The following is a 25109-nucleotide window of genomic DNA, read 5'->3' on the forward strand; positions in this document are numbered from 1 at the left end:
GCGAACTTAACATTTACACGCTATCCCTTGATGAATACGATCATGCAAAAGATATAAGCGTAAAGGTAAGCGGTTATTTCACTTCCGCAGGTGTACCTTGCCAAGCTTCTTCTAGATCATCCAGTTCAGGGAACTTAGAGCGGTCGAAGGTTGGTGTTTTACCTGCTTTTAGCTGCTCTTCATAGTCTTTAACTACTTTGATTGCCAGTTTAGAAAGCAGTACCAGTGCAACGATGTTGATCAGTGCCATTGCGCCCATTGACGCATCCGCTAGGTTCCAAACTACAGGTAGCGAAGCCACTGAACCAAACATCACCATGCCAAGCACACAAATGCGGAACGCCATCAAACCTTTCTTGCTGTTACCGTTTAGGAACATAACGTTAGTTTCAGCGTAGCTGTAGTTGGCAATGATTGACGAGAAGCAGAATAAGATAATGGCAGCGGCCATAAAGTAGGTTGTCCATGAACCTAGCTCATTAGTTAGCGCTTGTTGCAGTAGACCGATACCAGTTGCTGCGTCTGGTTGATCCATCACACCACTTAGCATGATCATCGCAGCAGAAGCAGTACAGATAACTAATGTGTCCGCAAATACGCCCAGCATTTGCACAAAGCCTTGTGAAGCAGGGTGGTTCGGGTTTGGTGTTGCACTTGCCGCAACGTTAGCAGCAGAGCCCATACCCGCTTCGTTTGAGAACAAACCACGTGCGATACCACTTTGCATGGCTTGCGAGATAGTAAATGCTACGCCGCCAGCTGCTGCTTCTTGCCAGCCAAATGCGCTCTTAACGATGTAAGCCAGTACGGCTGGTACTTCAGTGATGTTCATCAATACGATGACCAGCGCAATCGCTAGGTAACCGATCGCCATTACAGGTACGATGCTGGTTGACGCTTTGGCAACTTTAGTAATACCACCAACGATAACGAACGCAGAGCAGGCAACGATGATCACGCCGACGATGGTTTCATTAAAACCGAATGAGTGGCTAAGTGCGCCAGTGATGGTGTTTGCTTGAACGGCGTTGAACACGAGGCCGAAAGCAATGATTAGGAAGATTGAGAAAAGTGAGCCCATCCAACGTTGTCCTAGGCCTTTTTCCATGTAGTAAGCAGGACCACCACGGTATTGACCGTCAACGTCTTTGACTTTGTAAAGTTGCGCTAAGGTTGATTCGATAAAGGCAGTCGACATGCCAAATAGGGCGATGAGCCACATCCAGAAGATAGCACCTGGGCCACCCACAGTAAGCGCTACTGCAACGCCAGCCATGTTACCTGTACCAACGCGAGCCGCCATTGACGTACAGAAGACTTGGTAAGAGCTAAGACCTTGGTCAACTTCACGACCACTTTTGAGAATTTGTACCGCGTGCTTGAATTGACGCAATTGAATAAAACCAAGACGCACGGTGAAGTAAACGCCCACAATCACTAGTAGATATACCAGTACTTGACCCCAAAGTACGCCATTGATGGCGCCTACCACGTTATTTAACCCCGTATTTAACGCAGCTAGCCACGATTCATTCGTAACGATCATATTAATTTCCTGTATATGATGATCTATTAAATAGAACTAATGGGAATATCCTTAGTTGATGAGCTTAACCATTGATTAACTATCCATTTAATTATCTTTCTGGTCGCAGTCTTGCCGCGATGGATAGTTAAAATTAGCTTGGCTAATGGATCTGATTTACAAAACAAAAAGCAGTTCGTAAATTAATCTGCCGGATTCTAGATTTATCCAACCGCAACGGCAATAAGCTCAGCAGTGTGAGTTGTATCTCTTTATCATTTAATGAGAAAGCAGTAACTCAAGGGTACTGGTTGTGCTCTGTGCTTTGATTGTTTTTTCGTCAACCCCGTATCTTTAGCAAACGATTGCTGCTAGTTGAAAAGATGAGAATGGCGGCTGCTTGAACGAGTTGAAGGGTTTTTATTGCTTAAGTGAGCTGAAAATATCACTTGGAGCGTTTTACATCTGGATAAGGCTTATATAAGTAATTTCTTATTTAATGAGAACATCTAACAGGCTGGTCAATCACTCTCCCCGTGACGGGGAGAGCGGCAATGGTGTTTCGGTCTCGCTTGGTTGGTGAGCCGTTAGCCTCGGTGCGTGTTTAGACGGTGGCGAGAGGGTTGTGTTCAAGGGCTGTTTGATCAATAAGATGCGCCGCATAGGCCACGTTTAAGCCTGTTGTTTTCGCGTGATACATCGCTTTATCCGCTTGCTTGATGGTGATTTGCAGATCGGTCGAATGACGATTGTAGTGCGCAATACCAATACTGGTGGCAACCGCAAACTGGTTGTGCTCAAACTCAATGGGTAGCGCTATCGTAGCGCGAATATTGTCAACCAGTTGGGTTACGTGCTCAGCGTGATAGGGCTGATTAACCAAAATGACAAACTCATCACCGCCTAAGCGGTAGAGTGTCGCCGATTGGTTGGCGAGCATTGCTGTTACGCGCTGGGCGATATTGATTAACACTTGGTCGCCCGCGAGATGACCGAAAGTGTCATTAACCGCTTTAAAGCCGTTTAAATCTAACACCATAATGGTGACTTCAGGGTTGCTCTGTTCTTCTATTGCTAGCACGTCGAGATTAAATCGGTGTCGGTTCGGTACTTGGGTAAGAGCATCCGTATTGAGCATGCGTTCTGTGGTCAGTTTCGCTTGCATTAACTCACTAATATCAAGTCCAGAACACTCTATCTCATCATTGATCACTTGGCTGCGATTGATCTGAAAATAACGTGTTTTACCTTCAATTGAGATGGAGTAATTAAAGCTATTAGTGTGAGGTTCTTGGAGCAGTTTAGGTAAAAACGCTTCTAGTGCGGATTGCTTTTGTTGCTCGGTAAAAGGTTTGAAAATATTCGAGAGTGTTGAATTGGCACGCACGATTTTTCGTTTTTTAATGTTGACCACAAACAGACCAACTTGGGTAAGATTATAGGTTCTGGCGTGTTTCTCTTGGCTATCTCTAAGTAGGGAGATGGTGCTCTTAAGTTGAGCGCGCATTGCATCAAGTGCACTGAATATGGTGGTGATTTCAAGAAACTTGGAATCGGTTTTTGATGGGGTGTGATAGTCACCATTGGCGATTTGAAACGCGACTTTTTGTAACTCAGTGAACGGTTTATTGAGTGCAGCCAGAATCGTGCGGGTAAAGGTGAGTGACACCGCCAATAATATTAAACCAAGACTAAATACTTTCGGTACGGTGGATTTTGCAATATCCCAAATCAATGCGGTTTTGTCTTTATCGACGGTGAGCAGCCCGATTTGCTTGTGTTGTAAATTGTTAATCGGGTAGACAAAGGTGGTTAAATCACCTTGCGCGTTAATCGGGTTGATCACTTCGGCTAAGGTGATGCCATATTCCATTGAATCGAGCTTTGCAGAGATAATGTAGTCAAGCTGCGCGATTTCCGTGGTTACCAGCTCCGCTTGCAGCAAGTCGAATTGAGTTAACGCCACATGCGCGTCGAGTAACTGCTGGGCAATCACTTGCTCATAGCGTGCGGTTTGGCTCTGATGCTGATGGTACAAGTCATAGATGATGTAAGTGCCACCAAACAGAGCGATTGGCACGGTGGTCAGCGTTAAGAATACAGAAATAATGTAGGAAGAGAGCGTTTTCATAGCCTTGATGGACAGCCTTGTGCAATTTTCTGTGCGATGGCGTTGTTATTGCCCTTAAAGTCACGCAATAGCTGGGTTGCCAATTGATGCTCATCCGCGTTCAGTACATGGCTATTTGGGTTAAGCGCGACGTTTATCACCCCTTGCTTAATACCAAAGTGTTTGCGGTTGCCATTCCAAATTCCGTTTCTCAATTGCATTAGCGAGGCGAAAACCGCGATATCGACGCGCTTCTCGAGAGAAGCAATATTGGTATCAGGAAACTGCTGAGAATAGTCTTGATCTACGCCAAAGCTAAACGCGTCACCATCTTGTTTTACCGCTTGCATTACCCCAACACTGGCAAAGCCAGCGACTGGAAAAATAACGTCGATGTCGTGGTCTAACATCGTTTGTGCGATGGCTTGAGCGCCAGCGACGTCATTCCACGAGCTTAACCCGTTGTTTATGTATTTGGTGGTCAAATTCGCTTTGGCGTTCGCATCTTTAACCCCTAATTCGAAGCCACATTTAAAGTTATTGATGGTAGGAATATCCATGCCACCAATAAAGCCCACTTGGTTTGATTTAGTTTTTAAGCCGGCAAGATAACCGATAACGTAGCTGCCTTCGGCATGGTTAAAGGTTAAGCCCAAAACGTTTGGTACATGGTATGACACATCCAATGAAATAAAGTGTACCGAGGGGTTAGCTTTTGCCACTTGAGAAAAAGCCTCTAACGAGTTGGCTTCAACCACGACAATTGGGCTATAGCCTTGTGTCGCGGCTTGGCTTAGTTGCTCAATATAATCACCATCCCCAACTTGCTGGCGTTTTACTGCCATTGAGGATTTCTGCTCAAATTGAGTAATACCTTTATCAACCATTGATAAATAGGAGCCTTCAATCAGCTCGCTTTGGTAAACCACAATCGGTTTAAAATCATTGCGCTCGGCTTGAGCCACAAACGACAGTGTGGGTGCTAAAAGTAGGGCGAGCACTGAGCAGGCAGGTTTAATTATTCGGCAGATATGACTGAGCGATTTAGGTTTCATAGGGTAGATTCTTTATTATTGTTGTTATCTCAGACAGATATTGGTCTGCTGCGTATTATATTGGTTGATTATGCGCCAAGTTTATTATTTCAAACGGCAATATCAAGGACTTAGCTCTCATTTGTTGTATCAAGTTTGGTATCAATTGCGATGGGGCGTTACTGGTGTTGAAAACATCAGGGCAAAGCGGGATAGCGGCATTGTGTACGCCAATCTAGTTGGTTTTTGAGTAGTGGCTAATTTTGTGATGCGAAAAGGCATTTGTTGTGTAAAATGCGCCACCTTTTTAAGAATCTGAACACTATCAACATCAATGAGATTCAAACTGATTATTACGCTTGCGGCAGCTGCGACTTTGGCGGGCTGTGCCAACCCGGTAAATAAAGACTGGTTCGTTACTGACGGCAGTAAAAGTGATGCGGTTATCACTATCGCTTATGATGAAGGCTTACTTCAACAAGCTGTGGTTGATGAACAACAAGCATTGGATATGGCAAAAAATGGCTGCAAAGCGTGGTAATGCCGATCAGTTAAGAAATTTGTGAGATCATTTGACCGATCCTCAAAGGCTTCAAAATCCGATATTAGGAAACTAATATCGGATTTTTTATGTCTTTAGAAAGCCAACTTGCCAATACTTTTCGGTCATGTAATACCTTCCACCACTTTGATAAATACTCTGACATTCTTAGTCCAGAGCTTATCCAGCAAGGTTTTGAGCAAAAGGTGTAGCAACCGTTAGAAGAAGACGGTTACCTTTAGAAGCCGTACTTTGGTCCGTTGTTGGAATGAGTCTCTTTCGTCAACAATCTGTTTGGGATATTGCTAACCAACTCGATATTGTCTTGCCAGACAAACAACGTTTTGTTGCACCAAGTGCAGTTGTTCAAGCGAGACAGAGATTAGGCGAAGAAGGTGTAAAGCAAGTCTTTAAGAAGATGGCTGCGCATAGCTATCAGTCGTCTAACTTCGAAACTTGGTGTGGACTAAACCTTCTATCTGTCGATGGTGTCGTTTGGAGAACGACAGATACACCCGAAAATCATCAAGAGTTTAAAGCGCAGCGCAATCAATCATCTGAGAATATTTACCCTAAGGTCCGCATGGTTTGCTTGATGGAGCTTACAAGTCATCATCTAATCGATAGTGCATTCTCTGACTATCGCACCAGCGAAATGCGGCTCGCAGAAGAGCTTATTGAACAAACGCCAGATCAATCACTGACCATTTTTGACAAAGGATATTACTCTTTAGGGCTGCTTAATCGCTGGAACAAAGTAGGTCAAGAAAGGCATTGGATGCTCCCTGTGAGAAAAGACTTTCAGTATGAAGTTGTCCATAAATACAGTCAGAGTGATGCTATCGTTGCTATAAAAACATCACCTCAGGCAAGGAAGAAGTTCAGTGACCTGCCTGAGATAATAGAAGCAAGGTTGGTATCGAAAGCCATTAAAGGTAAGGAGTATCAGGTTCTTACCTCAATGCGTGATGGGTTGCGCTTTCCCGGAGAAGACATTGTAGAGCTCTATCGCTATCGTTGGGAAATCGAATTAGGCTATAGAGAAATGAAGCAAACCTTGCTTGATAGTGAGTATACATTGCGAAGTAAGCGCCCAGATATGGTTAGACAGGAGCTCTGGGGGATTTTGCTAGCCTATAACCTTATAAGGCAGGTTATGACAAAAGCGGCGAGCAAGTTAGATAGCGTTTGGTAGAACCAATTAAGCTTTACGAGTAGTGCCATGGCTGTGACTCAATACTTTGCAGCTTTACCTTTAACGAGTCCAGGGAAACTCCCTAAACACTATGAAGTGCTACTACAGCAAATATCCATGTTTATCCTACCCCCCGAAGAGAAGATAGAAGTTATCCTCGTTGGGTGAAACTGAAACCCAAGAAATATGCGACAAATAGAAAAAATGCCAGTCAGCTTAACTGACTGGCATTACTGCAAAGCGTGGGGCTTTAAGAGCGCTCAGGCTTTAGGCACACCACTGGATCATTGTGCACGTAAAGATAAGCTATTGGGCTGTATTTCTACTCGCTACACACAAATCTATCAGTGCACTAATTAAGACTCACTAGTTGAGGAAGAAAGAGAACTCTCTTTCTTGCAATAAATTTGAACGCCTGAGCCAAATGCTTGGGCGTTTTTTATTCAATCCGCGATCACCGATACACAATTTTCTATCAATCAAGGCTATGCTGATTAAAGAGCCGTTAGCTGAGGACATTGATATGAAATACCAACATATTCTTGTAGCGTTAGATTTATCAGAAGAAAGCAATTTATTGATTGATAAAGCGGTTTACCATGCCGAATTGGTAAACGCTAAAGTCTCATTTATTCACGTTGATGGTAGCATTGGTGAAATCTACCCAGAGCTTATTGATATCAAGGCAGAGCCCGATCAACGCCCACTTAATCTGCACGCGATGGAAGTGTTGCACAAGTATCAAGAGTATATCGAATACCCTCTTTCGCACTTTTTTGTTGGTACTGGAGATTTGGCAGAAAAGCTTAAAGATCTTTGCCAAGAGCAGAGTATCGATTTGATCATTTTTGGTCATCATCATGACTTGCTAAGTCATTTCATCTCATACTCTCGCCGTCTACTCAATAAAGCCAATGTCGATGTTTTGGTGGTGCCGGTTAAGTAATTTTAGAAGTAAGTTTAGTTGTGTGGCTAGTGCGAGTCTCAGTGCTAGCCATCGTTACTTTTCCAATAGTGCTAACTCCATCGAAAATAAGCGCCTCCAACATATTTCTCTCAAGCCAAATCGATTAACGCACATTATGCTATTTAGCTATCGACCATTTGTGCGCAATTCAAAGTGGGGAATGAACTCGCAACTGCGCATTAAACTTCGCATTTCCGAGGATTATTGCGCTATGAAAAAACGCTGGTTTTTTGTGTCTGTTGGGTTGCCGCTTTTGGCTCTTGTCGGTTGTGAAGATAAAGCCGATTTGTTGCAAAACCCTCCAGCTTACATCGTCGAACAAATCGAACCTTACTTGCCGATGGCGATTGATTTTGCCAAAGAAAATGAGCGAATAGCGTTATCAGAAGGTGAACCGCTGCTACCTCAATATTTGCAGATAGCGAATCGAGTCGGGGTTAAGCACCCTGAGAAAATAAGAATTCATTATGTGGATGCTTTGCCCATGCCGAGTAATGAATCTTTGTTGTTACAAATGCAAAGGTTAGGGCTAGATTCGCCATTTTTGGCGGGTATGACTTACGGATATGGCGTGTGGATCAATAAAAAATCCAGAGGTGACAAGCTATTACTCGCCCATGAATTTATTCATGTTAGACAAGCTGAAGAGTTGGGGCTTGAAGAACTGACCAAACAGTATTTTTTACAAATTAAGTTGTTTGGTTATCGCGAAGCACCAATCGAAATCGAAGCCTATGACAATGCGGCGAAGTATCTTGAGTAACATGTTTAAGCTTAATTCAATAATAGAGGAGTCTGCACATTAAATGGATCAGAATATTATCCCCTATAATTTATGGAAGATAAGTTGATACTTGGTTGGTTTTATAAAAAAAGACCTCAGGCGTGACAATAAATAAAGTAAGATTGAATTTCCATTAATTAAATTCTCAATGGTCATTAATATTTTTTCGAATAAAAATTCAACGCTTGTAAATCTTATCCGTATCATATGGTGAATACCTAACTAAATATTCATCATTTTCTTTTGTTGTCATCTCGATAAAAACAAATCAGCTAAAAATATGGAAATAATTTCATATTAATCGTTATAGTGCCCCCGATTTGTAACTGGTTGTTTCAAGTGTTACAAATTATTCATAATTAACAGTCATCGCTCTCGGGGGGGAGAGAAATGTTAAATAATATATCAATTAGATACTTAGTCTTGTTTCCAGCGTTGCTGATGGGGATCTGTCTTGCTTCAATGAGCGCATATTCGTTTTACAGCATAAAAAACAATGTTGAATCACTTAATGGGAAATTTGTTGAGGTTTTAGGGGAAGAAGAACTTATAGCAAAGGTGATTGAAGATACCTATAAAATTCGTCTTATACTGACTTCTTCGTCATTTGTTCATAACGATAACTATCTTAGTGATGTCGAAAGTTGGTTCTCAGGAATAAATAAAAGCCTATCTAGTTTACAAAAAATTGATGCGATAAAGAGTTACGTTAGCGAGACAAGTAGTCAGGTTGAAAAGTATGCCTATTTTGCGCGTAATTTATATTCTGAAAAAAGTAAATATGAGAGAGGAGATAGTTCTCAAGCTGATTGGCAACGTTTTGATGAGGAAGCGACTGCCGCAGGTAACAACATGGTATCCTCAGTTTTTGCGTTAAGTGATTTAATCAAAAAAAGTGCAGAGAATGAGATTGAACATTCTTATGTAGATTTGAATCGAATGATTGTAATCAGTGTTGGATTGTGTCTTTTCGTATTTTCTTCTATTACTGTAGCAGCCTATTTTCTCTCTAAACAAATAGTAAAACCAATAATCAGTGCGCAATGTAATATTAACTTGTTAGCTAATGGTAACCTGTCAGATATCGATTTGGATTGTAATGGAACCAATGAAGTTTTTGTTCTGAATAATGATTTGCAAAAGTCGTGCGTAAATTTGTCATCGACGGTTCAAAGTCTACTTACTGTAAGTGATGAAGTTGCAGCGGCGTCTACGGAGCTATCTACAATTATGGAAGAATCAGAAAACAATGCACATAGAGAAAACAATGAGGTTTTGCTAGTAGCCTCTGCGATTAATGAACTATCAAGCACTGCTGATAATGTACGTGATAACGCAGTAGCGGCTGATGTTAAATCACGCGAAATTGAAGAGATAACAGAAAAAGGCGTGACTATCTTTAATGAAAGTTTCGAAGCAAATAAAGATGTTAGTATGGGGCTATCTGAGATGGCTGATATCGTACACTCTGTAAAAAATCAGTCTGATAAAATTAGCACTGTGATTGATGTTATTCGTTCAATTTCTGAGCAAACGAATTTACTAGCATTGAATGCTGCGATCGAAGCTGCACGAGCTGGTGAGTCTGGTCGTGGTTTTGCTGTTGTCGCTGATGAGGTGCGTATGCTTGCTAAACGAACATCGGACTCAACTACTGAAATTCAATCTATTATTGAAGAATTACAACTCCAATCAGAGAGTGCTATGGTTAGCATGGATACCTGCTTGAGTTTAGTAGAGCGTAACCAGGAGCTTGCTCAAGAAGTAAATTCTGCTCTGTATTCCATTGCAACCTCAATAACTGAGATAACGGAAATTAATACTCTAGTCGCTACCGCTTCAGAGCAGCAATCTCAGGTTACAATGGAACTGAATAGCAATATTAATAATATTTCCGAAATAATAAATATGAATGCGGCAGGCATAACACAAAGTGTTAGTGCTTCTCGTCAATTGTCAGAATTGGCAGAATCACAAAAGCAACAACTGTCGTTTTTTAGTGTCAGTTAACCTAGAAAAGTTCGATTGTTAAATAAAGCGGAAGTCAATCTTCCGCTTTATCTGTTTAGGCGTGCTCAAAGCGAGCAGTAAAGAAACGCAGCCATTTGGGCTCGTAGCTGAATTTAAGAGCTGGGATCGACTCGCGCTGGTGGTAAAGTTCGATGATTTGGTTCGCTATCGTGTCCATATGGGCGTAAGTATAAACTTGGCGTGGAATTGCTAAGCGCACGGTTTCAAGCAATGGTTGAGCGTGTTCGGTGTTTGGTGCTTTTGTCCCAGCGGAAACAATGCCGCGTTCCATGGCTCGAATACCGGTTTCAATGTAAAGGCTTGCGGTAAGGCTTTGGGCTGGTAAGTGCTCTGGGCTTAAATGAGAGCAGAAACGGCTCGCGTCAATAAACACCGCATGTCCGCCAATCGGTTCAATCACCGGCACACCTGCAGCTTGCAGTTGTTCACCAAGGTAGCGCACTTGTTTGACGCGGTGCTCGATGTAATCTTGTTCCATCGAATCACGCAGAGCGACGGCAAGAGACTTACGAATCCCGTTCAGCATATTTTGTGTATCTTGGTCGACCATCGGCATGCCACCGTAGAGCATAATGATGTCGTTGGCTTCTTCAAACAACGCATCATCATTGAGGCACAGAATGCCGCCGCTACTGACTAAGCACTCTTTATTGGTGCCGTTGATAATGCAGCCATCGGCGTAGCTGAACATCTGCTTGAGGATATCTTGAATCGACGCGTCACTATAGCCTGCTTCTTGCTCTTGAATGAAAAAAGCATTTTCTACGCAGTGGGTTGCATCAAAGAATAGTTTGATTTTGTGTTGGTCAGCGACTGCTCGAACAGCAGCAATATTTGCCAACGAAACCGGTTGACCGCCAGCTAGATTAGCGGTTGCAGCCAAGCGAATATAAGCGATGTTTTCTGCGCCTTGCTGTTCGATAACCTGTTCAAGTTTAGCGATATCAATGTTGCCTTTGAACGGTTTGTTGAGTGCTGGCTGATAGGCGGCTTGGCATATGACATCAATAAAGCGACCACCTTGGCTTTCGATATGGAAGCGATGTGAGGTTGAACACATATTACCGACGACACAGCTACCATGTACGACAGTCAGCATCGCGAGAATATTTTCTGCGCCACGACCTCTGGTGGTAGGAATAACGTGGTTAATACCAAAGGTGGTTTGTAGTGTTTGCTCAAGTTCACAAGGTACATCACTCGCTTGGCTCGATGAGCCCGCATTCATCATGCTGACCCATTGTCTGGCATTAAGTGAGCTGGTGCCCGAGTCTGTCAGTAGATCAAAATAGACATCTTTGCTCTCTAGCAAGAAGGTGTTGTAACCCGCTTCCGCCATTTTTTGCGCGCGTGTTTCGCGGTCGAGTTTGGCAACGGTTTCTACCGCTTTGATACGAAAGGGTTCTGCAGGGTAAAGCATTACTATCTCTCCAATTTATTACTGCGTTTTTGGAAATAATTTTGGAGACATTTTCTATTTTAGCTTTCTCAAAACAAGGCGCTAGGTCATGTAACACGATTTTGCTGTTGGCTAACGTTAGTGAAGCATGATCCTAGTCTCACTATTTCGAGGTTTAGATGGTCTCTTGGACGCCCTGGATAACATTGTCTACCGCTTTCACGGCTTTGATTGCCTTGTCGACTAAGTGCTGCACTTGCAGGACATCTTGCTGGGCTTGCTCTGCGCTGCGGACTAATTCTTTTAACGCAATTACTGTTTCGGTTAGCTCATCATTAGTGCCTGTTAATCTCTCAGAGAGTACCAGGGTAAGTTGTCGATTGAGTTGCGCGCGTTGCAACATCAGTTGTGAATATTGAGCGTTATCGTTGACAATGGTAGGTAACACCTCATTGATTTCATTAATGGCATCGACAATAGCTTGTCTTACGTTTGGCATAGTGCGTTTCCTTATCGCGAATTAAACAGTTGGGTGGTGGTAGTAGTAAAGTAGTAAGTGTTCCTAAGACTTACATATTAAAAATCCCTGCTTGTTTTTGACGATGTTGCCCTGGCAACTGGCAAGGAGTGTCTTAAAGCTGTGTAGCTGCTGGTACTCTTTGTTTAGCGCAGAGATCGAGCTGATAATCTCTTTACTTGAGAAGCGATTTTTATTGATCTCTTGAGCGATCTCGCGATGGCTGGTGGCGATCTGCTTAAATGCGGTGATCATCTGCTGATCTTTCAGTGCAGCGGCTTGGATCTCTAAATAACGCTGGTGAAATTCTTGGATGCTCGCTGCGGCTTTGGTGGGTTTTTGAGCTTTCTTAGCTGAGGTTTGATTGTAGCGGCTAATGGCATCGGTCAATGCAGAGCGTTCAAAAGTTGCCATTGATTGGTGCAGTTGGGCGTACTCCAACTCCGCAATGATCGCGGGTATGAGCTGTTCGATGATCAGCTGAGCTTGGTTGACGATTTCTTTTAATGCGCTGCGGCGCTTTTGTTCAGTAATGGTTTGAGCAAAGCCAGCAATCGTAGTAGCGATTAACGCTTCATTGTCACGAAAGGCTTGTTGCTTGGTTAAAATTATGGTCTCACCATTCGCATCGGTTGCGTAGCGCAGATCTAAATATCTATCGTTAAGTGAACTTAGCGCGCCTGTAAGCTCAATGGCGTTTTGTTGTATTGCTATTTTAGATGATGCGTTGGCAAGCTCTGTTAATGCGACGGAGTAGGCGGAGAGTTGTTGGTTCGCCTCTAAGATAGGCATCTGCTTTCTCAATAGTGGCGAGGTTGGGTTAACGATTGATCCAAGGTCACTCATTTGCAGCGCAAGATTACATTGAGTTGGGGTGATATCGGCTAAGCCTTGAATCACCTCGGTCGCACTGGTTTGACAGGGTTGGTCGTGAGACTGATTTAACGTTAAGTAGGCGAGGGAATCAGCTTGGCTTTGAATGGCTAATTCTCCGAGTTTATCGAGATCGCTGTCGATTTGCTGTGATACCTGATTCATCGACATGCCAAATTCGGCGATGCTGTTTATCGGTGTGGTCGCGCAACCACTTAAGTTCACCACACACAGTGCCACCCACCAAATATGCTTCATGCTGTTTTCCTCTCCCTATATTCCTGTTGAGTGGAGTAGGGTAAACAGCGCTTAGATGGATTTCAGGTTAGGTTTCACACTCAAACTGGTAAAGAGATGTAATTGAAGCCGAGAATCACAGTTGAGGCGAAGTGTGCTGAAGTTCAGTTATTCTGCGAGCAAAGTAGCGAATTAGTCGGCTAAATTGATCAGTACCAGTTTGCCTAGATGGGATATTCGCTTACACGGTATCAACTTGTTTGGATAACCAGTCCAAAAACAGCTGCAGTTTCTGTAACTATGGCAAAAATGCAGCGATATTTTTCTCCCAGATTGGGACATCTTTACCAATCATATTTTGTAAGGTCTCTAAAAACAGCTTGGTCTTTATTGGCGCATCACGGTGCGGATAGACCGCATAAAAAGTGCCGAAATCATCAAGGTTTAACTCAGGCATGATTGGCACCAGCAGACCATCTCTAAATTCATTTTGAATCATCTGCGCAGTTACCACGGCTAAGGTATTGCCAGCCACCGCACTTTTTACCACCATCTCAACATCATTAACCTTGTAGGCAGGGTTGAGTTGAAAGTAGTGCTCCTGCTGCTCGCTATCGAAGTAACGAAACTTATTCAGAAACAAACCTGGTGCAGAGTAGACCGTTGCAGGCAGGGTTTGTAATTGCTCTAAGCTATCGATCTTGCCATGTCGCTGAATAAATTTCGGTGCCGCGACGATTAACAGCCGACTTCTGGCAATTTTGCGACTGACTAAGCTCGAGTCTTTAGGTTTGCCGATGCGAAAGCCAATATCAAATCCTTCTTGAACCAAATCAACCAGCTTGTCTTCCAAGCGCAACTCGCAGGTTACTTGCGGATACTCGGCTTGAAACTGACAAATTGCCTCTTGCACATATTGGCGTCCAAACATCATTGAACTGGTGATTCTGAGTAGCCCTCTCGGTTCGCTGTGGTGGTTTTGCGCCAATCGATGGGTGTTGTTCAGTAACTCGCGCAGATCTTTCGCTTGTTTGAGTACTTCGTTACCCGCTGTCGTTAATGAGAGTGAGCGAGTGGTGCGGTTGAGTAGGCGAACACCGAGCTCCTGCTCTAAACGAGTTATCTGTTTTGAAATGACTGAGCGATCGACGTTCTTCTGTGCTGCTACATTAGTAAAGGAGCCGAGCTCAATCACCTCAAGTAATAGCAGTAGTCGGCTAGAGAAATCCATGTTGATTCCTATTGTTGCTTCTATGGCATCAATATTATGCCAATTGCTGTATTTTTCCCAGCAAAGCCAGTGATTATAGTAGCACCACTAACCAAGAATACCGTGCTCACCACAAAGTGTTGAGCGCAAAGCAAAGAGGAAACTCATTATGAATAAGCTAACTATCACTCAAGAAAATGGCATCGCAACAGTTGAGATTAATAATCCACCAGTGAATGTGCTGACTATTGATTTAATCAATGAGATCAATGCATTTCTGCTTTCTCTACAAGACGACAGAGAGACAAAAGCCGTGGTGTTTAAATCGATGCATGAGTCTTTCTTTTTAGCGCACCTTGATTTGAATGTGATTAATGGCACGCAAGGCGGTCAAGCTGCATCGATTGAGTTCAATCATATGATTGCCAATATCAAAAAGATGAAACAGCTTTCGGTTGCGGTTGTTGATGGTGTCGCACGAGGCGGCGGTAATGAATTTGTTATGGCGTGTGATTTGGCTTATGGCACTGAAAATGCGGCGTTTGCTCAACCAGAAATTCACGTCAATATTCCTACTGGCGGTCAAGGTGCGGTGCAATTTGCTCGCCGCATGGGCAAAGGTAAAGCATTGCAGGCGCTTTTGATGGGGAATGATTTTACTGCGCAGCAAGCAGAGCAACACAACATCATTACTCAATTTGTACCAAAAGCTGAGTTGGAGGCATTTCTGCAAACCACACTGGCGGTGATTAGTAGTTTAGAAGTGCGTGACATTGTGATGTACAAAGAGATCATTGCCGCTTCAATTCAAGATGAAGAAGCAGGCGCAGAGTTAGAGTTGCGTTACTTCTTAGAGCGCGCAAAAGAGCAAAAAACCGCTGCGATTATTGCTGCGTTTTTGAAACATGGCGGACAAACGGAGCGCGAGGCGAAAGATATTCAAGGCATCTTTGTTGATACAGCAACTGAACTTAGCCAATAAGCTACTCTTAATTGCCTTAATAGATAAAACACTTTCATATACCCAGATGGTTGCTAACTCACTGGGTATTTTTATATTCCTATTAATATTTTTACTTAAAACCAATTAATTAATATTCTTTTTTCAATTAGATAGTGGTTGTTCATATTGTTAAATATTGATTTCAAATGTTATTGGTTTTCAATCTGACTTTGATTGTTTCCAAAATGGCGACAATAAGAGAGTGGGTGAAATGAGGTTTGGTGATAAGTTGTTGTTTTCATGTGATTGTGTCTAGATTTGTAAAACGGCAATCTGTAAGGCATCACAAAAGTTAAGGTCTTTAAAATGGACGGAATTTTTTAGTTATAGCGTGAATGTTAAATTTGTCTAAGATGTGGGGCACTACAAAGGTTATCGAATTTGCACCAGATTTTTACTTTATCTAGGTGTTAATCATTAACAAAAATAACTATGTCGTGGACAAAAGAATGCTAAACCTGATTATTTCTACTATTCCGATTATTTTATTAATCTGGATGATGACCAAGAAAAATGCTTTACCGTCGCACATTGCACTACCTCTGACTGCATTACTGATAGGACTGATTCAACTCTTCTACTTTGGTGCGGATAGCACCCATTTAATCGCTAATATTATTGCTGGCTCCCTTTCTGCTATTACCCCAATTTCCATTATTGCTGGCGCTATTTTACTTAACCGCACTATAGCCATTACTGGCGCTGAAACCGTGATTCGTTATTGGCTAGAGAGCATTAGCCGTAACCAAGTGGCGCAGTTGATGATCATCGGCTGGGCGTTCGCTTTTATGATTGAAGGTGCTTCTGGTTTTGGTACACCGGCGGCGATCGCCGCACCGATTCTGGTTGGATTAGGCTTTCCCGCGCTGCGTGTGGCGATGTTGGCATTGGTGATGAACTCAGTACCGGTTTCTTTTGGCGCGGTGGGTACGCCGACTTGGTTTGGCTTTGCTGGTCTAGGTTTGGATGAAGCGGCGCTGCTCAATATCGGTCAGTACTCGGCTATTTTGCATACTGTCGCAGCGTTTGTGATTCCCGTTATTGCGCTGAGTTTTGTGGTGGATTGGCAAGCCATCAGACGCAACCTGGTCTTTATTCAATTAAGTGTGCTCTCTTGCACTGTACCTTACGTTTTGTTTGCCCAGTGGAACTATGAGTTTCCTGCTCTTGTGGGGGGCGCAATTGGTTTGGCTCTCTCGGTTGTGCTTGCTCGTTACAATATTGGTATGGAAAAACGTGTTGAGCAGAGCGAGCAACCTAGTGCTCAAGTTACCGTTGCCCAAGTGTTCAAAGCGATGAGTCCAACACTACTGCTGATCGCCATTTTGATTGTTACCCGTATCCAGCAATTGGGCATCAAAGCTCTGCTTACTGATACGACCCCAATGTTTAGCTTGAATCTCGGTTCGCTGGGGGAATTTAGCCTAAGCCATGCGCTGATCATCAAGTTTGCTCATATTCTTGGTACTGATGCTGCGTGGTCATACAAAACACTTTACGTGCCAGCGCTTATCCCATTTTTGCTGGTGGTGTTTGTTTCGATTTTTATCTTCAGCATGTCGCGCTCGCAAGTCACACAAGTGTTTGCCGAGACGGGTAGCCGAATCAAAATTCCATTTATTGCCTTGGTGGGCGCGCTCATCATGGTCAAGTTTATGATGATGGGCGGCAGCAACTCACCAATCATGACCACAGGTCGCGCATTCTCTGATTTGATGGGCACTAACTGGCAGTTCTTCGCTTCATATCTTGGCGCGCTCGGCGCTTTCTTCTCAGGCTCAGCGACGGTTTCAAACCTTACCTTTGGTGGTATTCAGCAAACCATCGCACATAACGTTGGCTTGCCAGAGCATTTGGTGTTGGCGCTGCAATCGGTTGGCGGCGCGATGGGCAATATGGTGTGCATCAATAACATTATCGCGGTTTCCACCATCTTAGGTATTTCTAACCAAGAAGGTTACATCATTAAGCGTACCGTGGTGCCAATGGTGTTATATGGCGCAATCGTCGCCGTTGTGAGTTTGGCGCTGTAAGTAAAAAAATTGAAATGCGTAGCACTCGAGTTTGTGCAGAGCGCTACGCTTAAATAAATAAATAAATAAATAAATAAATAAATAAATATATCTATAAAAAATTCCTTAATCGGAGCAATGTTATGAAGATTAACTTCTTTGTCACCTGTATTTGCGACACAGTGAAGTCTGAAGTTGCAAAGAAAACCGTGTTACTGCTTGAAGAGCTCGGTTGTGAAATTCTATTCCCTAAAAAGCAGGGTTGCTGTGGTCAGCCTTCACTCAATAGTGGCTACATCGAGCAGAGCAAACCTGCGATGAAAAACTTGATTGAAGCGTTTGAAGGCAATGACTACCCAATCGTGACTCCTGCGGGATCTTGCGCAGCAGCGATCAAGAAATACCCAGAGTATTTAGCCGATGAACCAGAATGGGCAGCGCGAGCACAAAATGTGGCTGACCGTTTGTATGAGCTCACTCAGTTTATCGTTAATGAACTCGGTGTGACTAACGTTGGCGCTCGTCTTAAAGGTCGTGCGGTGTACCATCCATCATGCAGTTTGATCCGTAAACTGGGTGTGCGTGAAGAGCCATTGGCATTGCTAGGCGCGGTTGAAGGCTTAGAAATGTTGCCAATTAAAAACCAAGAAACCTGTTGCGGCTTTGGCGGTACGTTCTCGGTCAAGATGGCAGAAATCTCTGGCGAGATGGTCAAAGAAAAAGTGCAACACATTAGCGAGGTTGAACCGGACTTTTTGATTGGCGCTGATAGCAGTTGTCTACTCAATATTGGTGGTCGCATTTCACGTGAAGGCAAGCCAGTTAAAGTAATGCACATTGTTGATGTGCTGCTAAGCCGATAGGAGTGATTGGTTATGTCGATGAAAACCAGTAACGAAAGTTTTAAGCAGCGTATCGATGTGCATATGAAAGACGACTTTATGCTCAAATCGGTCGCTAATGCTCAAGAGCGTATGTTCGCCAATCGTCAGATTGCCGCAGATAAGCTCGGTAACTGGGAACAGTGGCGTGAAATGGGGATGGATATTCGCAATCATGTACTGGAAAATTTGGATTATTACCTGCACCAGTTGAGTGAAAAAGTGCTCGATAATGGCGGGCATGTTTTCTTTGCCAAAACCGCGCAAGATGCGACCGATTATATTGAAGGCATCCTCAAGGCGAAAAACGCCAAGAAAGTGGTGAAATCGAAATCGATGGTGACCGAAGAGATCGGTCTGAACCAAATGATTCAGCGTAATGACTGTGAAGTGATTGAAACCGACTTGGGCGAATACATTCTGCAAGTTGATGATTGCGATCCACCGTCACACATCGTGGTCCCGGCGCTGCACAAAAACCGTACTCAGATTAAAGACATCTTTAAAGACAAGCTTAACTATCAAGGCAGTGATGATCCGGAAGAGATGACGCGCTTTGTGCGCAATCATATTCGCCATGACTTTTTAGAAGCGGATATTGGTATTACCGGCTGTAACTTTGCCGTTGCTGAGTCAGGTACGGTTGCGCTGGTGACCAACGAAGGTAACGCCCGTCTTGCCACTAGCTTGCCGAAAACCCACATCGCCGTGATGGGTATGGAGCGCATGGTGCCAACTTTTGAAGAGTTGGATATTGTGATTAGCTTGCTGTGCCGCAGTGCAGTGGGACTGCCTTTGACTGGTTATGTGACTGCGTTAACCGGACCGCGTGAGAACGATCAGTGTGATGGTCCAGAAGAGTTCCATCTTGTGATTGTTGATAATGGTCGCTCCGACATCCTCGGTTCAGAGTTTCGCGATATTTTACGCTGCGTGCGCTGCGCAGCCTGTGTGAATACCTGCCCAGCTTATCGTCATATTGGCGGTCAGTCTTATGGCTCAATCTACTCCGGTCCAATTGGTGCGGTGCTATCGCCACTGCTTGGCGGCTATGATGACTTTAAAGAATTGCCATACGCGTGCAGCTTGTGCAAAGCGTGTCACGATGTTTGTCCGGTGAAGATCCCGTTATCCGATTTGTTGCTTAAACACCGTGAAAAAATGGGTGAGCAAGGCATTACACCGCTAAGCGAACGCGCGGTGGTGAAGGGCTTTACCATTGCTAATGCGACGCCATTGGTGTGGAACCTCGGTGTCAAAGTGGGCGCGGTGATGGGCGGCATGCTGATTAAAAATGGCAAAATGCCGTTTAATGTTGGCGCGATTGGTAAGTGGTCACAAACTCGTGACTTGCCAGAGCCTGACGGCGAGTCGTTCCGCAGTTGGTTTGAATCTCGAGACAAGAAATAGGAGTGATGGGCATGTCTAATACCACAGATAAAGAGCAGCGTTTGCACAACCGCACTTCATTTCTGGCTAACATTGCACGCCAGCTTGGGCGTGACAAACCACTGACAGAAGTGAAGCGTCCAGCGCTGCGCCATACTTGCCAAAAAGAGGTTATGGCAAGTTTTAGCCAAGATGAGCTAAAAGATGAATTGGTACGTTACACCGAAACATCACTCGGTGCGCATGCGGTGGTCACCACCAAAGCGGAACTGGAAGCGACGTTAAAACAGGTGTGTCTAGATTATTGCAAAGATGAGCTAGGTGAAGCGCTTACAGGTGAGACTATATTGTCAGCCTCGGCAGAGTTGCTTGAGCTAGTCTCACCGCAAGCGCTAGAAACAGATCAGCATAGCGTGCATGTTTGGGATGCTGCGGCAGGTTTTGAAGCGAATGTAACCATTGCTGAGCGCGCTAAAGTCGGCATTGTGCTTGCAGAGCAGGCATTGGCAGAGTCCGGTACCATGGTGCTTTATAGCCAAGTGAATCAAGGTCGAGCGGTGAGCTTATTACCAGAAGCCTCGGTCTTTGTGGTGGCTAAGAGCAATCTGATGCCACGCTTAACCCAAGCAACCGCGCTATTGCATCAAAAAGCTAGCCAAGGTGAACGCGTGCCATCTTGCGTTAACTTCATCTCGGGTCCAAGTTCCACCGCCGATATCGAGCTAATCAAGGTGGTTGGGGTACACGGTCCAGTATTTGCGACTTATGTGATCATTGATGATATGTGATTATCAAATCTAGGAAAGTATCAACGCTAGGGAAGTGATGTTAATAAGACGTGATGGTGTAACGTCACGCAGGTAAGAATTTGCTCTTTGGGAACTCTTTACCCATTACTCAATGGGAACAGGAAGTAGAGCAATAAGGCACACTCTATTATTTTAGGGTGTGCCTTTTTAATCGTATCAACGCAATCCAGTTAAGTATTGAAATTACTTGGGTGTATAATTGATTCAATGAGTTATTAGGCATAAAGAGCATGTGATGGCACAGATAGATGATCTGGTTTTATTTACCCAAGTTGTAGAGCATGGCTCTTTTAGTCAAGTTGCACAGGCGAACCACATCACTAAATCGATGGTGAGCAAGCGAGTCAGCAAACTTGAGAGTGATTTAGGTACTCAGTTGCTTTATCGCACCACCCGTAAGCTGACGCTCACCGAAGCGGGTGAAGTACTCTATTATCGTGCCAAAGACATTAATGCCACAGCGAAAGCGGCATTTGATGCGGTGACGGGTTACAACGAAAACCTTTCGGGTCATATTCGTATGTCGGTGCCGACCATTTCAGGTGAGCTATTGCTCGCTGAAGCTATTTCTGATTTTTGTCAGCAAAATCCAGGTCTAACCGTGGATATGGCGATGGATAATAATTTTGTCGACTTGATAGCAGACAATTACGACCTCGTGATCCGCACTGGTTATCTCGAAGACTCCAGTTTGATTGCGCGCTTTATCTTCAACTCGCATTGGGCGGTGTGTGCTTCGCCAGACTATCTAGCCACGAATGGCTCGCCTGAGTTACCCAATGATCTGCGTAAGCACAATTGCCTAGGTTACACCCACGAAAGTGGCGGCACTTTTGAGTGGCAGTTTAAAAACAACAGCGACGTTTATACCGTTAAAGTCAACGGTAACTTTTCATCCAATAATGCCGCGGCACTGCGTAAGTCGGTACTCGCTGGCAATGGCATCGCTTATTTACCAATGTGTTTGATTTACGATGATATCCAGCAGGGGAGTTTAGTTGAAGTGCTCAAACCGTATAGCGCCAAAGTGGTTGGTGTTTATGCTGTTTATCCATACACCAGAAAGCCAGCCAAACGTATTCAAGTGTTGATCGAACATATACGCCAGCGCTATTTGGATATGCAAGAAAGATTCTAGCCCTGCATGAAAATTAATCGAATTGCTACTTTCTGTTTGCGATTTATTGGTTAGTTCATTATCCGTCTAAAAATAGATTCAATAAGAATAAATGACTAACATTTTATTACACTTTTGCGATAAAATCGTACAGCGTACTGAATGTTGTTGGTATGTGAATAATAAAAATAAGTCCAGGTTAAGTTATGTTTTTCAGAAAGAAACAAGAGATTAAAAAACCTTCATTTGAAGAGAATTTATACACCGCAATATTTAAAAATACCGCATACATCGAGTTCGATAAAAACGGCAACATTCTTACCGCGAGCCATAAGTTTCTAAACTGTGTTGGTTACACACTTGATGAAGTGCAAAATAAGCACCACCGTATGTTTTGTGAGCCGAGCTATACGCACAGTTCAGAGTACGCAGAGTTTTGGCGTGCGCTGGCTGCGGGAGAGTCCTTTGAGGGGACTTTTACGCGTATCTGCAAAGATGGTCATTATGTAATTCTATCGGCAACTTATATCCCAGTTATTGATGATCAAGGGCAAGTCGAAAGAGTATTTAAAATCGCCGCGGATGTTACTCAAGTACATAAAACCGACGCGCAGAAGCAAAGCGTGATTGATGCGCTAAATAAGTCGATGGCGGTGATTGAGTTTTCTACCGATGGTACCGTGCTCAGTGCCAACGATAATTTCTTAAATACTCTAAAATATCGCGAGAATGAAATTATTGGTAAACATCATCGCATGTTTTGTTTCGATGATTTCTATCGCGAGAATCCAGATTTCTGGGATGATTTAAGAGCGGGTCGTTTTAAATCTGGACAGTTTTTACGTAAAGACGCATTTGGGCGTAATGTATGGATTGAAGCTACGTACAACCCAATATTTGATGAACACGGTAATGTAAGTCGTGTGGTTAAGTTTGCATCGGATATTTCTGATCGAGTAGAGCGAAATTTAGCAATATCACAAGCATCAGAAGTGGCTTACAGTACTTCGGTTGAGACCTCACAGATAGCATTGGAAGGTTCTAAACTGCTGCAAGAATCTGTTGAAGTGTCGCATGAAATTAGTGACAAAGTGGCTGGTGCTGCGGCTAAAATTGCCGATCTTAATGAGCGTTCGCAGAGTATTTCACAGATTGTTTCAACCATTAAAGGTATTGCTGAGCAAACCAACTTATTAGCGTTAAATGCTGCAATTGAAGCGGCTCGTGCCGGAGAGCAGGGACGTGGATTTGCCGTGGTTGCAGATGAGGTGAGAAAACTGGCTTCTAGAACCGCTGAATCCACCGCAGAGATCACTCATGTAGTGGATGAAAACCAAGTTTTAACCGCAGATATTACTCAGTTTATGCAAGAAGTGGCGACAATTTCTGATTTGGGTAGTGCCAAAATGTCTGAGGTTTCTACCGTAATGGAAGAGATCTACCAAGGGGCTGAGAACGTCTCTAATACCGTGATGAGTTTGAATGAGCAGAAGTTAGCTTAAGCACATTGCTTTTCGGATACACTGACTGGGAGCCTCGCAGTATGCAAATTACTGCGAGGCTTTTTTATCGCTCAAATTTGCTTACGAAATCACTAAATTGAAACGTTTGCGTCGCTTTGATTTATAAGCTCTTCTATGATGCGCGCGAATTTATAATCCTCCTTCAGAAGAGACATTTCATGCTTAAGCCGACTTTGCTTGCTTCCCTTGTCGCCGTTGCTGTTACAGGCTGTGCGCAGTTCACGCCTAACTACAATGCAGACCTGATCATTACTAACGGTGAAGTGCTGACGATTAACCAAACCATGCAGGTGATTGAAGATGGCGTGGTCGTGGTGAAAGACGACAAAATTATCGCCGTTGGTGAGGCGGATATTGCTGAGCAATACCGCGCGCCAAAAACCATCGATGCTAACGATGGCATTGTGATGCCGGGGATGATTAACACTCATAACCACTTACCGATGATTGCATTTCGTGGTTTAGGTGAAGAAGGCATTGCCAATCGCTTGTTTGCTTACTTCTTCCCGTTGGAAGGTGAGAAGCTAAGCCGTGAGCTTATCTATAATGCGACTAAGCTTGGCACAATCGACTTGGCGCAAAGTGGCGTGACGACTTACGTTGACATGTATTACCACATGGATGAAATGGCAAAAGCGACCAAAGAGGTTGGCTTGCGCGCAGTGTTAGGTCAAACCGTGATTAAGTTCCCTGTAGTAGACAGTAAGCAGCCTTATGGCGGTATTGAGTACGCAGAGAGCTTTATTCAGCAGTACAAAAACGATCCTTTGATCACGCCAGCTTATGCTCCGCATGCGGTGTACACCGTAAGTAAAGATAAGCTGCAAGAGATCAATCGCTTATCTAAGCAACATGATGTGCCAGTGCTGATCCACGTTGCTGAGTTTCCGAATGAAGAGACGCGCATTAAAGAAGCCCACAGCGCAAATTCACCAGTGGAATATTTAGCAGAAATTGGCGCTCTTGATGAGCGTGTGGTGTTGGCTCATGGTATCCATTTCTCTGAAAAAGACATTGAGCTAGTCAAAGCTGCGGATGCAGGCGTTGCTTATAACCCAATGGCGAATGCCAAAGGCGCGACAGGTATGGCGCCAGCGTGGGATATGTACCGTGATGACGTACGTATTGGTTTAGGTACTGATGGACCAATGAGTTCTAACCAAGTCGATTTGTGGCGCACACTGAGCTATGCATCGACCATGCAACGCTTAAAGCATGATGACCGTACTATCATGATCCCAGAGCAAGTGATCGAAATGGCAACCATTGGCGGTGCAAAATCGCTGCATATGGAAGATAAGATCGGTTCACTTGAGGTGGGTAAACAAGCGGATATCATCATCGTTGAAACCCAATCTGCCAACATGATGCCAAACTACGATCCATACGCGACCTTGGTGTTCCAAGCGAACCCAAGTAACGTCGATACCACCATTGTTAACGGTAAAGTGGTGATGGAAAATCGCCAAATGCAGACGGTTACCATGGAAGAGATCCGCCCAGAGATTGATGCGATGGAAGCCGATATCAGCGACTTTGCTAAAGAGCTGGCTAAGAAAGCGATTAAATCGAAGAGCTTGATGGATTGAGAATTGAGAGCCAAGATTTGAGAGCTTAGAAAAAAGCCCGTGGCTGTGTAAGCACGGGCTTTTTACATTGCGGTAGAACAATGGATTAGTGTTTCGGATTAACGCCGTTACGAACCATGTCTTGACCAGTCTTAAAGACTTCTTCACTTACCCAGCGACCTAAGATCAGTTGGTGTTTATCATCCAACACCGCTACGAAGTGGCGACCATCAGCATTGCTGGTTGCTAGAGCCACGCCACCGATGTTTTGTAGACCTAGAATGCCACTTTCTACTGCGGTTAGAAATGCCGCTAATTCATCTAGATTTTCAATTACGCGTTCGTCTTTAATCATTTTCAAACTCTCGGATTATATGAATGGTG

At 43.9% G+C, this 25109-nt stretch carries 21 protein-coding genes and 1 pseudogene; 14 read left to right on the top strand and 8 right to left on the bottom strand.

Annotated features, from left to right (window positions below; genetic code table 11):
• Nucleotides 1-73 precede the first annotated feature (73 nt).
• From GZN30_RS03555 to GZN30_RS03565, 3 genes are all read right to left on the bottom strand, one after another.
• On the bottom strand, nucleotides 74-1546 hold the full coding sequence (locus GZN30_RS03555; protein ID WP_075652318.1) for an alanine/glycine:cation symporter family protein: 1473 nt from the start codon (nucleotides 1544-1546) through the stop codon (nucleotides 74-76).
• 583 nt (nucleotides 1547-2129) lie between these two features.
• Entirely contained in the window at nucleotides 2130-3656 is a 1527-nt protein-coding gene (locus tag GZN30_RS03560; protein ID WP_075652319.1) for a diguanylate cyclase domain-containing protein, read from the bottom strand.
• Entirely contained in the window at nucleotides 3653-4690 is a 1038-nt protein-coding gene (locus GZN30_RS03565) for a BMP family ABC transporter substrate-binding protein (RefSeq protein WP_083627223.1), read from the bottom strand. The genes GZN30_RS03560 and GZN30_RS03565 overlap by 4 nt, the downstream gene beginning before the upstream one ends.
• A gap of 313 nt (nucleotides 4691-5003) precedes the next feature.
• On the opposite strand from GZN30_RS03565, the gene yecR (GZN30_RS03570) reads away from it, so the two are divergent.
• The 6 genes and pseudogenes from yecR (GZN30_RS03570) to GZN30_RS03595 all read left to right on the top strand — a co-directional run bounded on the left by yecR (GZN30_RS03570) (nucleotide 5004) and on the right by GZN30_RS03595 (nucleotide 10166).
• Nucleotides 5004-5210, top strand: a complete 207-nt coding sequence (gene yecR / locus GZN30_RS03570; RefSeq protein WP_139312282.1) for a YecR family lipoprotein — start codon at nucleotides 5004-5006, stop codon at nucleotides 5208-5210.
• 89 nt (nucleotides 5211-5299) lie between these two features.
• A pseudogene (locus GZN30_RS03575) lies at nucleotides 5300-6629 on the top strand (IS4 family transposase).
• Nucleotides 6610-6765 (top strand): YecR family lipoprotein, encoded by a 156-nt coding sequence (gene yecR / locus GZN30_RS03580; protein WP_232060450.1) that lies wholly within the window; start codon nucleotides 6610-6612, stop codon nucleotides 6763-6765. Before GZN30_RS03575 ends, yecR (GZN30_RS03580) begins: the two are co-directional and overlap by 20 nt.
• A 163-nt stretch (nucleotides 6766-6928) precedes the next feature.
• A complete protein-coding gene (locus GZN30_RS03585; protein WP_075647885.1) occupies nucleotides 6929-7351 on the top strand; it encodes a universal stress protein in 423 nt (140 codons plus the stop codon).
• 232 nt (nucleotides 7352-7583) lie between these two features.
• Nucleotides 7584-8135, top strand: coding sequence for a hypothetical protein (locus GZN30_RS03590; RefSeq protein WP_075647884.1), 552 nt, complete (start codon nucleotides 7584-7586; stop codon nucleotides 8133-8135).
• 411 nt (nucleotides 8136-8546) lie between these two features.
• Nucleotides 8547-10166, top strand: a complete 1620-nt coding sequence (locus GZN30_RS03595) for a methyl-accepting chemotaxis protein (RefSeq protein WP_075650031.1) — start codon at nucleotides 8547-8549, stop codon at nucleotides 10164-10166.
• A 55-nt stretch (nucleotides 10167-10221) separates the two neighbouring features.
• Here the strand turns inward: GZN30_RS03595 and GZN30_RS03600 are convergent, their stop codons facing one another.
• From GZN30_RS03600 to GZN30_RS03615, 4 genes are all read right to left on the bottom strand, one after another.
• A complete protein-coding gene (locus GZN30_RS03600) occupies nucleotides 10222-11607 on the bottom strand; it encodes a tryptophanase (protein ID WP_075650030.1) in 1386 nt (461 codons plus the stop codon).
• Between the two features lie 154 nt (nucleotides 11608-11761).
• A complete protein-coding gene (locus GZN30_RS03605; protein ID WP_075650029.1) occupies nucleotides 11762-12085 on the bottom strand; it encodes a hypothetical protein in 324 nt (107 codons plus the stop codon).
• Between the two features lie 63 nt (nucleotides 12086-12148).
• Nucleotides 12149-13234 carry a hypothetical protein gene (locus GZN30_RS03610; RefSeq protein WP_075650028.1) on the bottom strand — a complete coding sequence of 362 codons (1086 nt, stop codon included), beginning with the start codon at nucleotides 13232-13234 and terminating at the stop codon, nucleotides 12149-12151.
• A 277-nt stretch (nucleotides 13235-13511) separates the two neighbouring features.
• Nucleotides 13512-14444 carry a LysR family transcriptional regulator gene (locus GZN30_RS03615; RefSeq protein ID WP_075650027.1) on the bottom strand — a complete coding sequence of 311 codons (933 nt, stop codon included), beginning with the start codon at nucleotides 14442-14444 and terminating at the stop codon, nucleotides 13512-13514.
• A gap of 148 nt (nucleotides 14445-14592) precedes the next feature.
• On the opposite strand from GZN30_RS03615, the gene GZN30_RS03620 reads away from it, so the two are divergent.
• The 8 genes from GZN30_RS03620 to GZN30_RS03655 all read left to right on the top strand — a co-directional run bounded on the left by GZN30_RS03620 (nucleotide 14593) and on the right by GZN30_RS03655 (nucleotide 24746).
• Nucleotides 14593-15405, top strand: a complete 813-nt coding sequence (locus tag GZN30_RS03620; RefSeq protein WP_075650026.1) for an enoyl-CoA hydratase/isomerase family protein — start codon at nucleotides 14593-14595, stop codon at nucleotides 15403-15405.
• A gap of 458 nt (nucleotides 15406-15863) precedes the next feature.
• Nucleotides 15864-17459: an L-lactate permease gene (locus tag GZN30_RS03625; protein WP_269472797.1), complete on the top strand. Its 1596-nt coding sequence runs from the start codon at nucleotides 15864-15866 to the stop codon at nucleotides 17457-17459.
• Between the two features lie 122 nt (nucleotides 17460-17581).
• Nucleotides 17582-18301: a (Fe-S)-binding protein gene (locus GZN30_RS03630; RefSeq protein WP_075650024.1), complete on the top strand. Its 720-nt coding sequence runs from the start codon at nucleotides 17582-17584 to the stop codon at nucleotides 18299-18301.
• A gap of 12 nt (nucleotides 18302-18313) precedes the next feature.
• The gene (locus tag GZN30_RS03635; RefSeq protein ID WP_075650023.1) at nucleotides 18314-19729 is read left to right on the top strand and encodes a LutB/LldF family L-lactate oxidation iron-sulfur protein; all 1416 of its coding nucleotides are present in this window, start codon (nucleotides 18314-18316) and stop codon (nucleotides 19727-19729) included.
• Between the two features lie 11 nt (nucleotides 19730-19740).
• Nucleotides 19741-20496, top strand: a complete 756-nt coding sequence (locus GZN30_RS03640; RefSeq protein ID WP_075650022.1) for a LutC/YkgG family protein — start codon at nucleotides 19741-19743, stop codon at nucleotides 20494-20496.
• 256 nt (nucleotides 20497-20752) lie between these two features.
• On the top strand, nucleotides 20753-21655 hold the full coding sequence (locus tag GZN30_RS03645; RefSeq protein ID WP_075650021.1) for a LysR family transcriptional regulator: 903 nt from the start codon (nucleotides 20753-20755) through the stop codon (nucleotides 21653-21655).
• 185 nt (nucleotides 21656-21840) lie between these two features.
• Nucleotides 21841-23136: a methyl-accepting chemotaxis protein gene (locus GZN30_RS03650; RefSeq protein ID WP_075650020.1), complete on the top strand. Its 1296-nt coding sequence runs from the start codon at nucleotides 21841-21843 to the stop codon at nucleotides 23134-23136.
• Nucleotides 23137-23315: 179 nt separating this feature from the next.
• Entirely contained in the window at nucleotides 23316-24746 is a 1431-nt protein-coding gene (locus tag GZN30_RS03655) for an amidohydrolase (protein ID WP_075650019.1), read from the top strand.
• Between the two features lie 85 nt (nucleotides 24747-24831).
• On the opposite strand, the gene GZN30_RS03660 is transcribed toward GZN30_RS03655, so the two are convergent.
• Complete coding sequence (locus tag GZN30_RS03660; RefSeq protein WP_075650018.1) at nucleotides 24832-25080, bottom strand: hypothetical protein; 249 nt, start codon at nucleotides 25078-25080, stop codon at nucleotides 24832-24834.
• Nucleotides 25081-25109 lie beyond the last annotated feature (29 nt).

This window comes from Vibrio ponticus (assembly GCF_009938225.1).
Classification (GTDB): domain Bacteria; phylum Pseudomonadota; class Gammaproteobacteria; order Enterobacterales; family Vibrionaceae; genus Vibrio; species Vibrio ponticus.

What these genes read in the sequence shown, in the direction of transcription:
- GZN30_RS03610 (WP_075650028.1), bottom strand. Translation starts at nt 13,234, where the DNA reads ATGAAGCATATTTGGTGGGTGGCACTGTGTGTGGTGAACTTAAGTGGT.
- GZN30_RS03615 (WP_075650027.1), bottom strand. Translation starts at nt 14,444, where the DNA reads ATGGATTTCTCTAGCCGACTACTGCTATTACTTGAGGTGATTGAGCTC.
- GZN30_RS03630 (WP_075650024.1), top strand. Translation starts at nt 17,582, where the DNA reads ATGAAGATTAACTTCTTTGTCACCTGTATTTGCGACACAGTGAAGTCT.
- GZN30_RS03585 (WP_075647885.1), top strand. Translation starts at nt 6,929, where the DNA reads ATGAAATACCAACATATTCTTGTAGCGTTAGATTTATCAGAAGAAAGC.
- GZN30_RS03560 (WP_075652319.1), bottom strand. Translation starts at nt 3,656, where the DNA reads ATGAAAACGCTCTCTTCCTACATTATTTCTGTATTCTTAACGCTGACC.
- GZN30_RS03620 (WP_075650026.1), top strand. Translation starts at nt 14,593, where the DNA reads ATGAATAAGCTAACTATCACTCAAGAAAATGGCATCGCAACAGTTGAG.
- GZN30_RS03555 (WP_075652318.1), bottom strand. Translation starts at nt 1,546, where the DNA reads ATGATCGTTACGAATGAATCGTGGCTAGCTGCGTTAAATACGGGGTTA.
- GZN30_RS03565 (WP_083627223.1), bottom strand. Translation starts at nt 4,690, where the DNA reads ATGAAACCTAAATCGCTCAGTCATATCTGCCGAATAATTAAACCTGCC.
- GZN30_RS03645 (WP_075650021.1), top strand. Translation starts at nt 20,753, where the DNA reads ATGGCACAGATAGATGATCTGGTTTTATTTACCCAAGTTGTAGAGCAT.
- GZN30_RS03590 (WP_075647884.1), top strand. Translation starts at nt 7,584, where the DNA reads ATGAAAAAACGCTGGTTTTTTGTGTCTGTTGGGTTGCCGCTTTTGGCT.
- GZN30_RS03605 (WP_075650029.1), bottom strand. Translation starts at nt 12,085, where the DNA reads ATGCCAAACGTAAGACAAGCTATTGTCGATGCCATTAATGAAATCAAT.
- yecR (WP_139312282.1), top strand. Translation starts at nt 5,004, where the DNA reads ATGAGATTCAAACTGATTATTACGCTTGCGGCAGCTGCGACTTTGGCG.
- GZN30_RS03600 (WP_075650030.1), bottom strand. Translation starts at nt 11,607, where the DNA reads ATGCTTTACCCTGCAGAACCCTTTCGTATCAAAGCGGTAGAAACCGTT.
- yecR (WP_232060450.1), top strand. Translation starts at nt 6,610, where the DNA reads ATGCCAGTCAGCTTAACTGACTGGCATTACTGCAAAGCGTGGGGCTTT.
- GZN30_RS03655 (WP_075650019.1), top strand. Translation starts at nt 23,316, where the DNA reads ATGCTTAAGCCGACTTTGCTTGCTTCCCTTGTCGCCGTTGCTGTTACA.
- GZN30_RS03650 (WP_075650020.1), top strand. Translation starts at nt 21,841, where the DNA reads ATGTTTTTCAGAAAGAAACAAGAGATTAAAAAACCTTCATTTGAAGAG.
- GZN30_RS03635 (WP_075650023.1), top strand. Translation starts at nt 18,314, where the DNA reads ATGTCGATGAAAACCAGTAACGAAAGTTTTAAGCAGCGTATCGATGTG.
- GZN30_RS03595 (WP_075650031.1), top strand. Translation starts at nt 8,547, where the DNA reads ATGTTAAATAATATATCAATTAGATACTTAGTCTTGTTTCCAGCGTTG.
- GZN30_RS03640 (WP_075650022.1), top strand. Translation starts at nt 19,741, where the DNA reads ATGTCTAATACCACAGATAAAGAGCAGCGTTTGCACAACCGCACTTCA.
- GZN30_RS03660 (WP_075650018.1), bottom strand. Translation starts at nt 25,080, where the DNA reads ATGATTAAAGACGAACGCGTAATTGAAAATCTAGATGAATTAGCGGCA.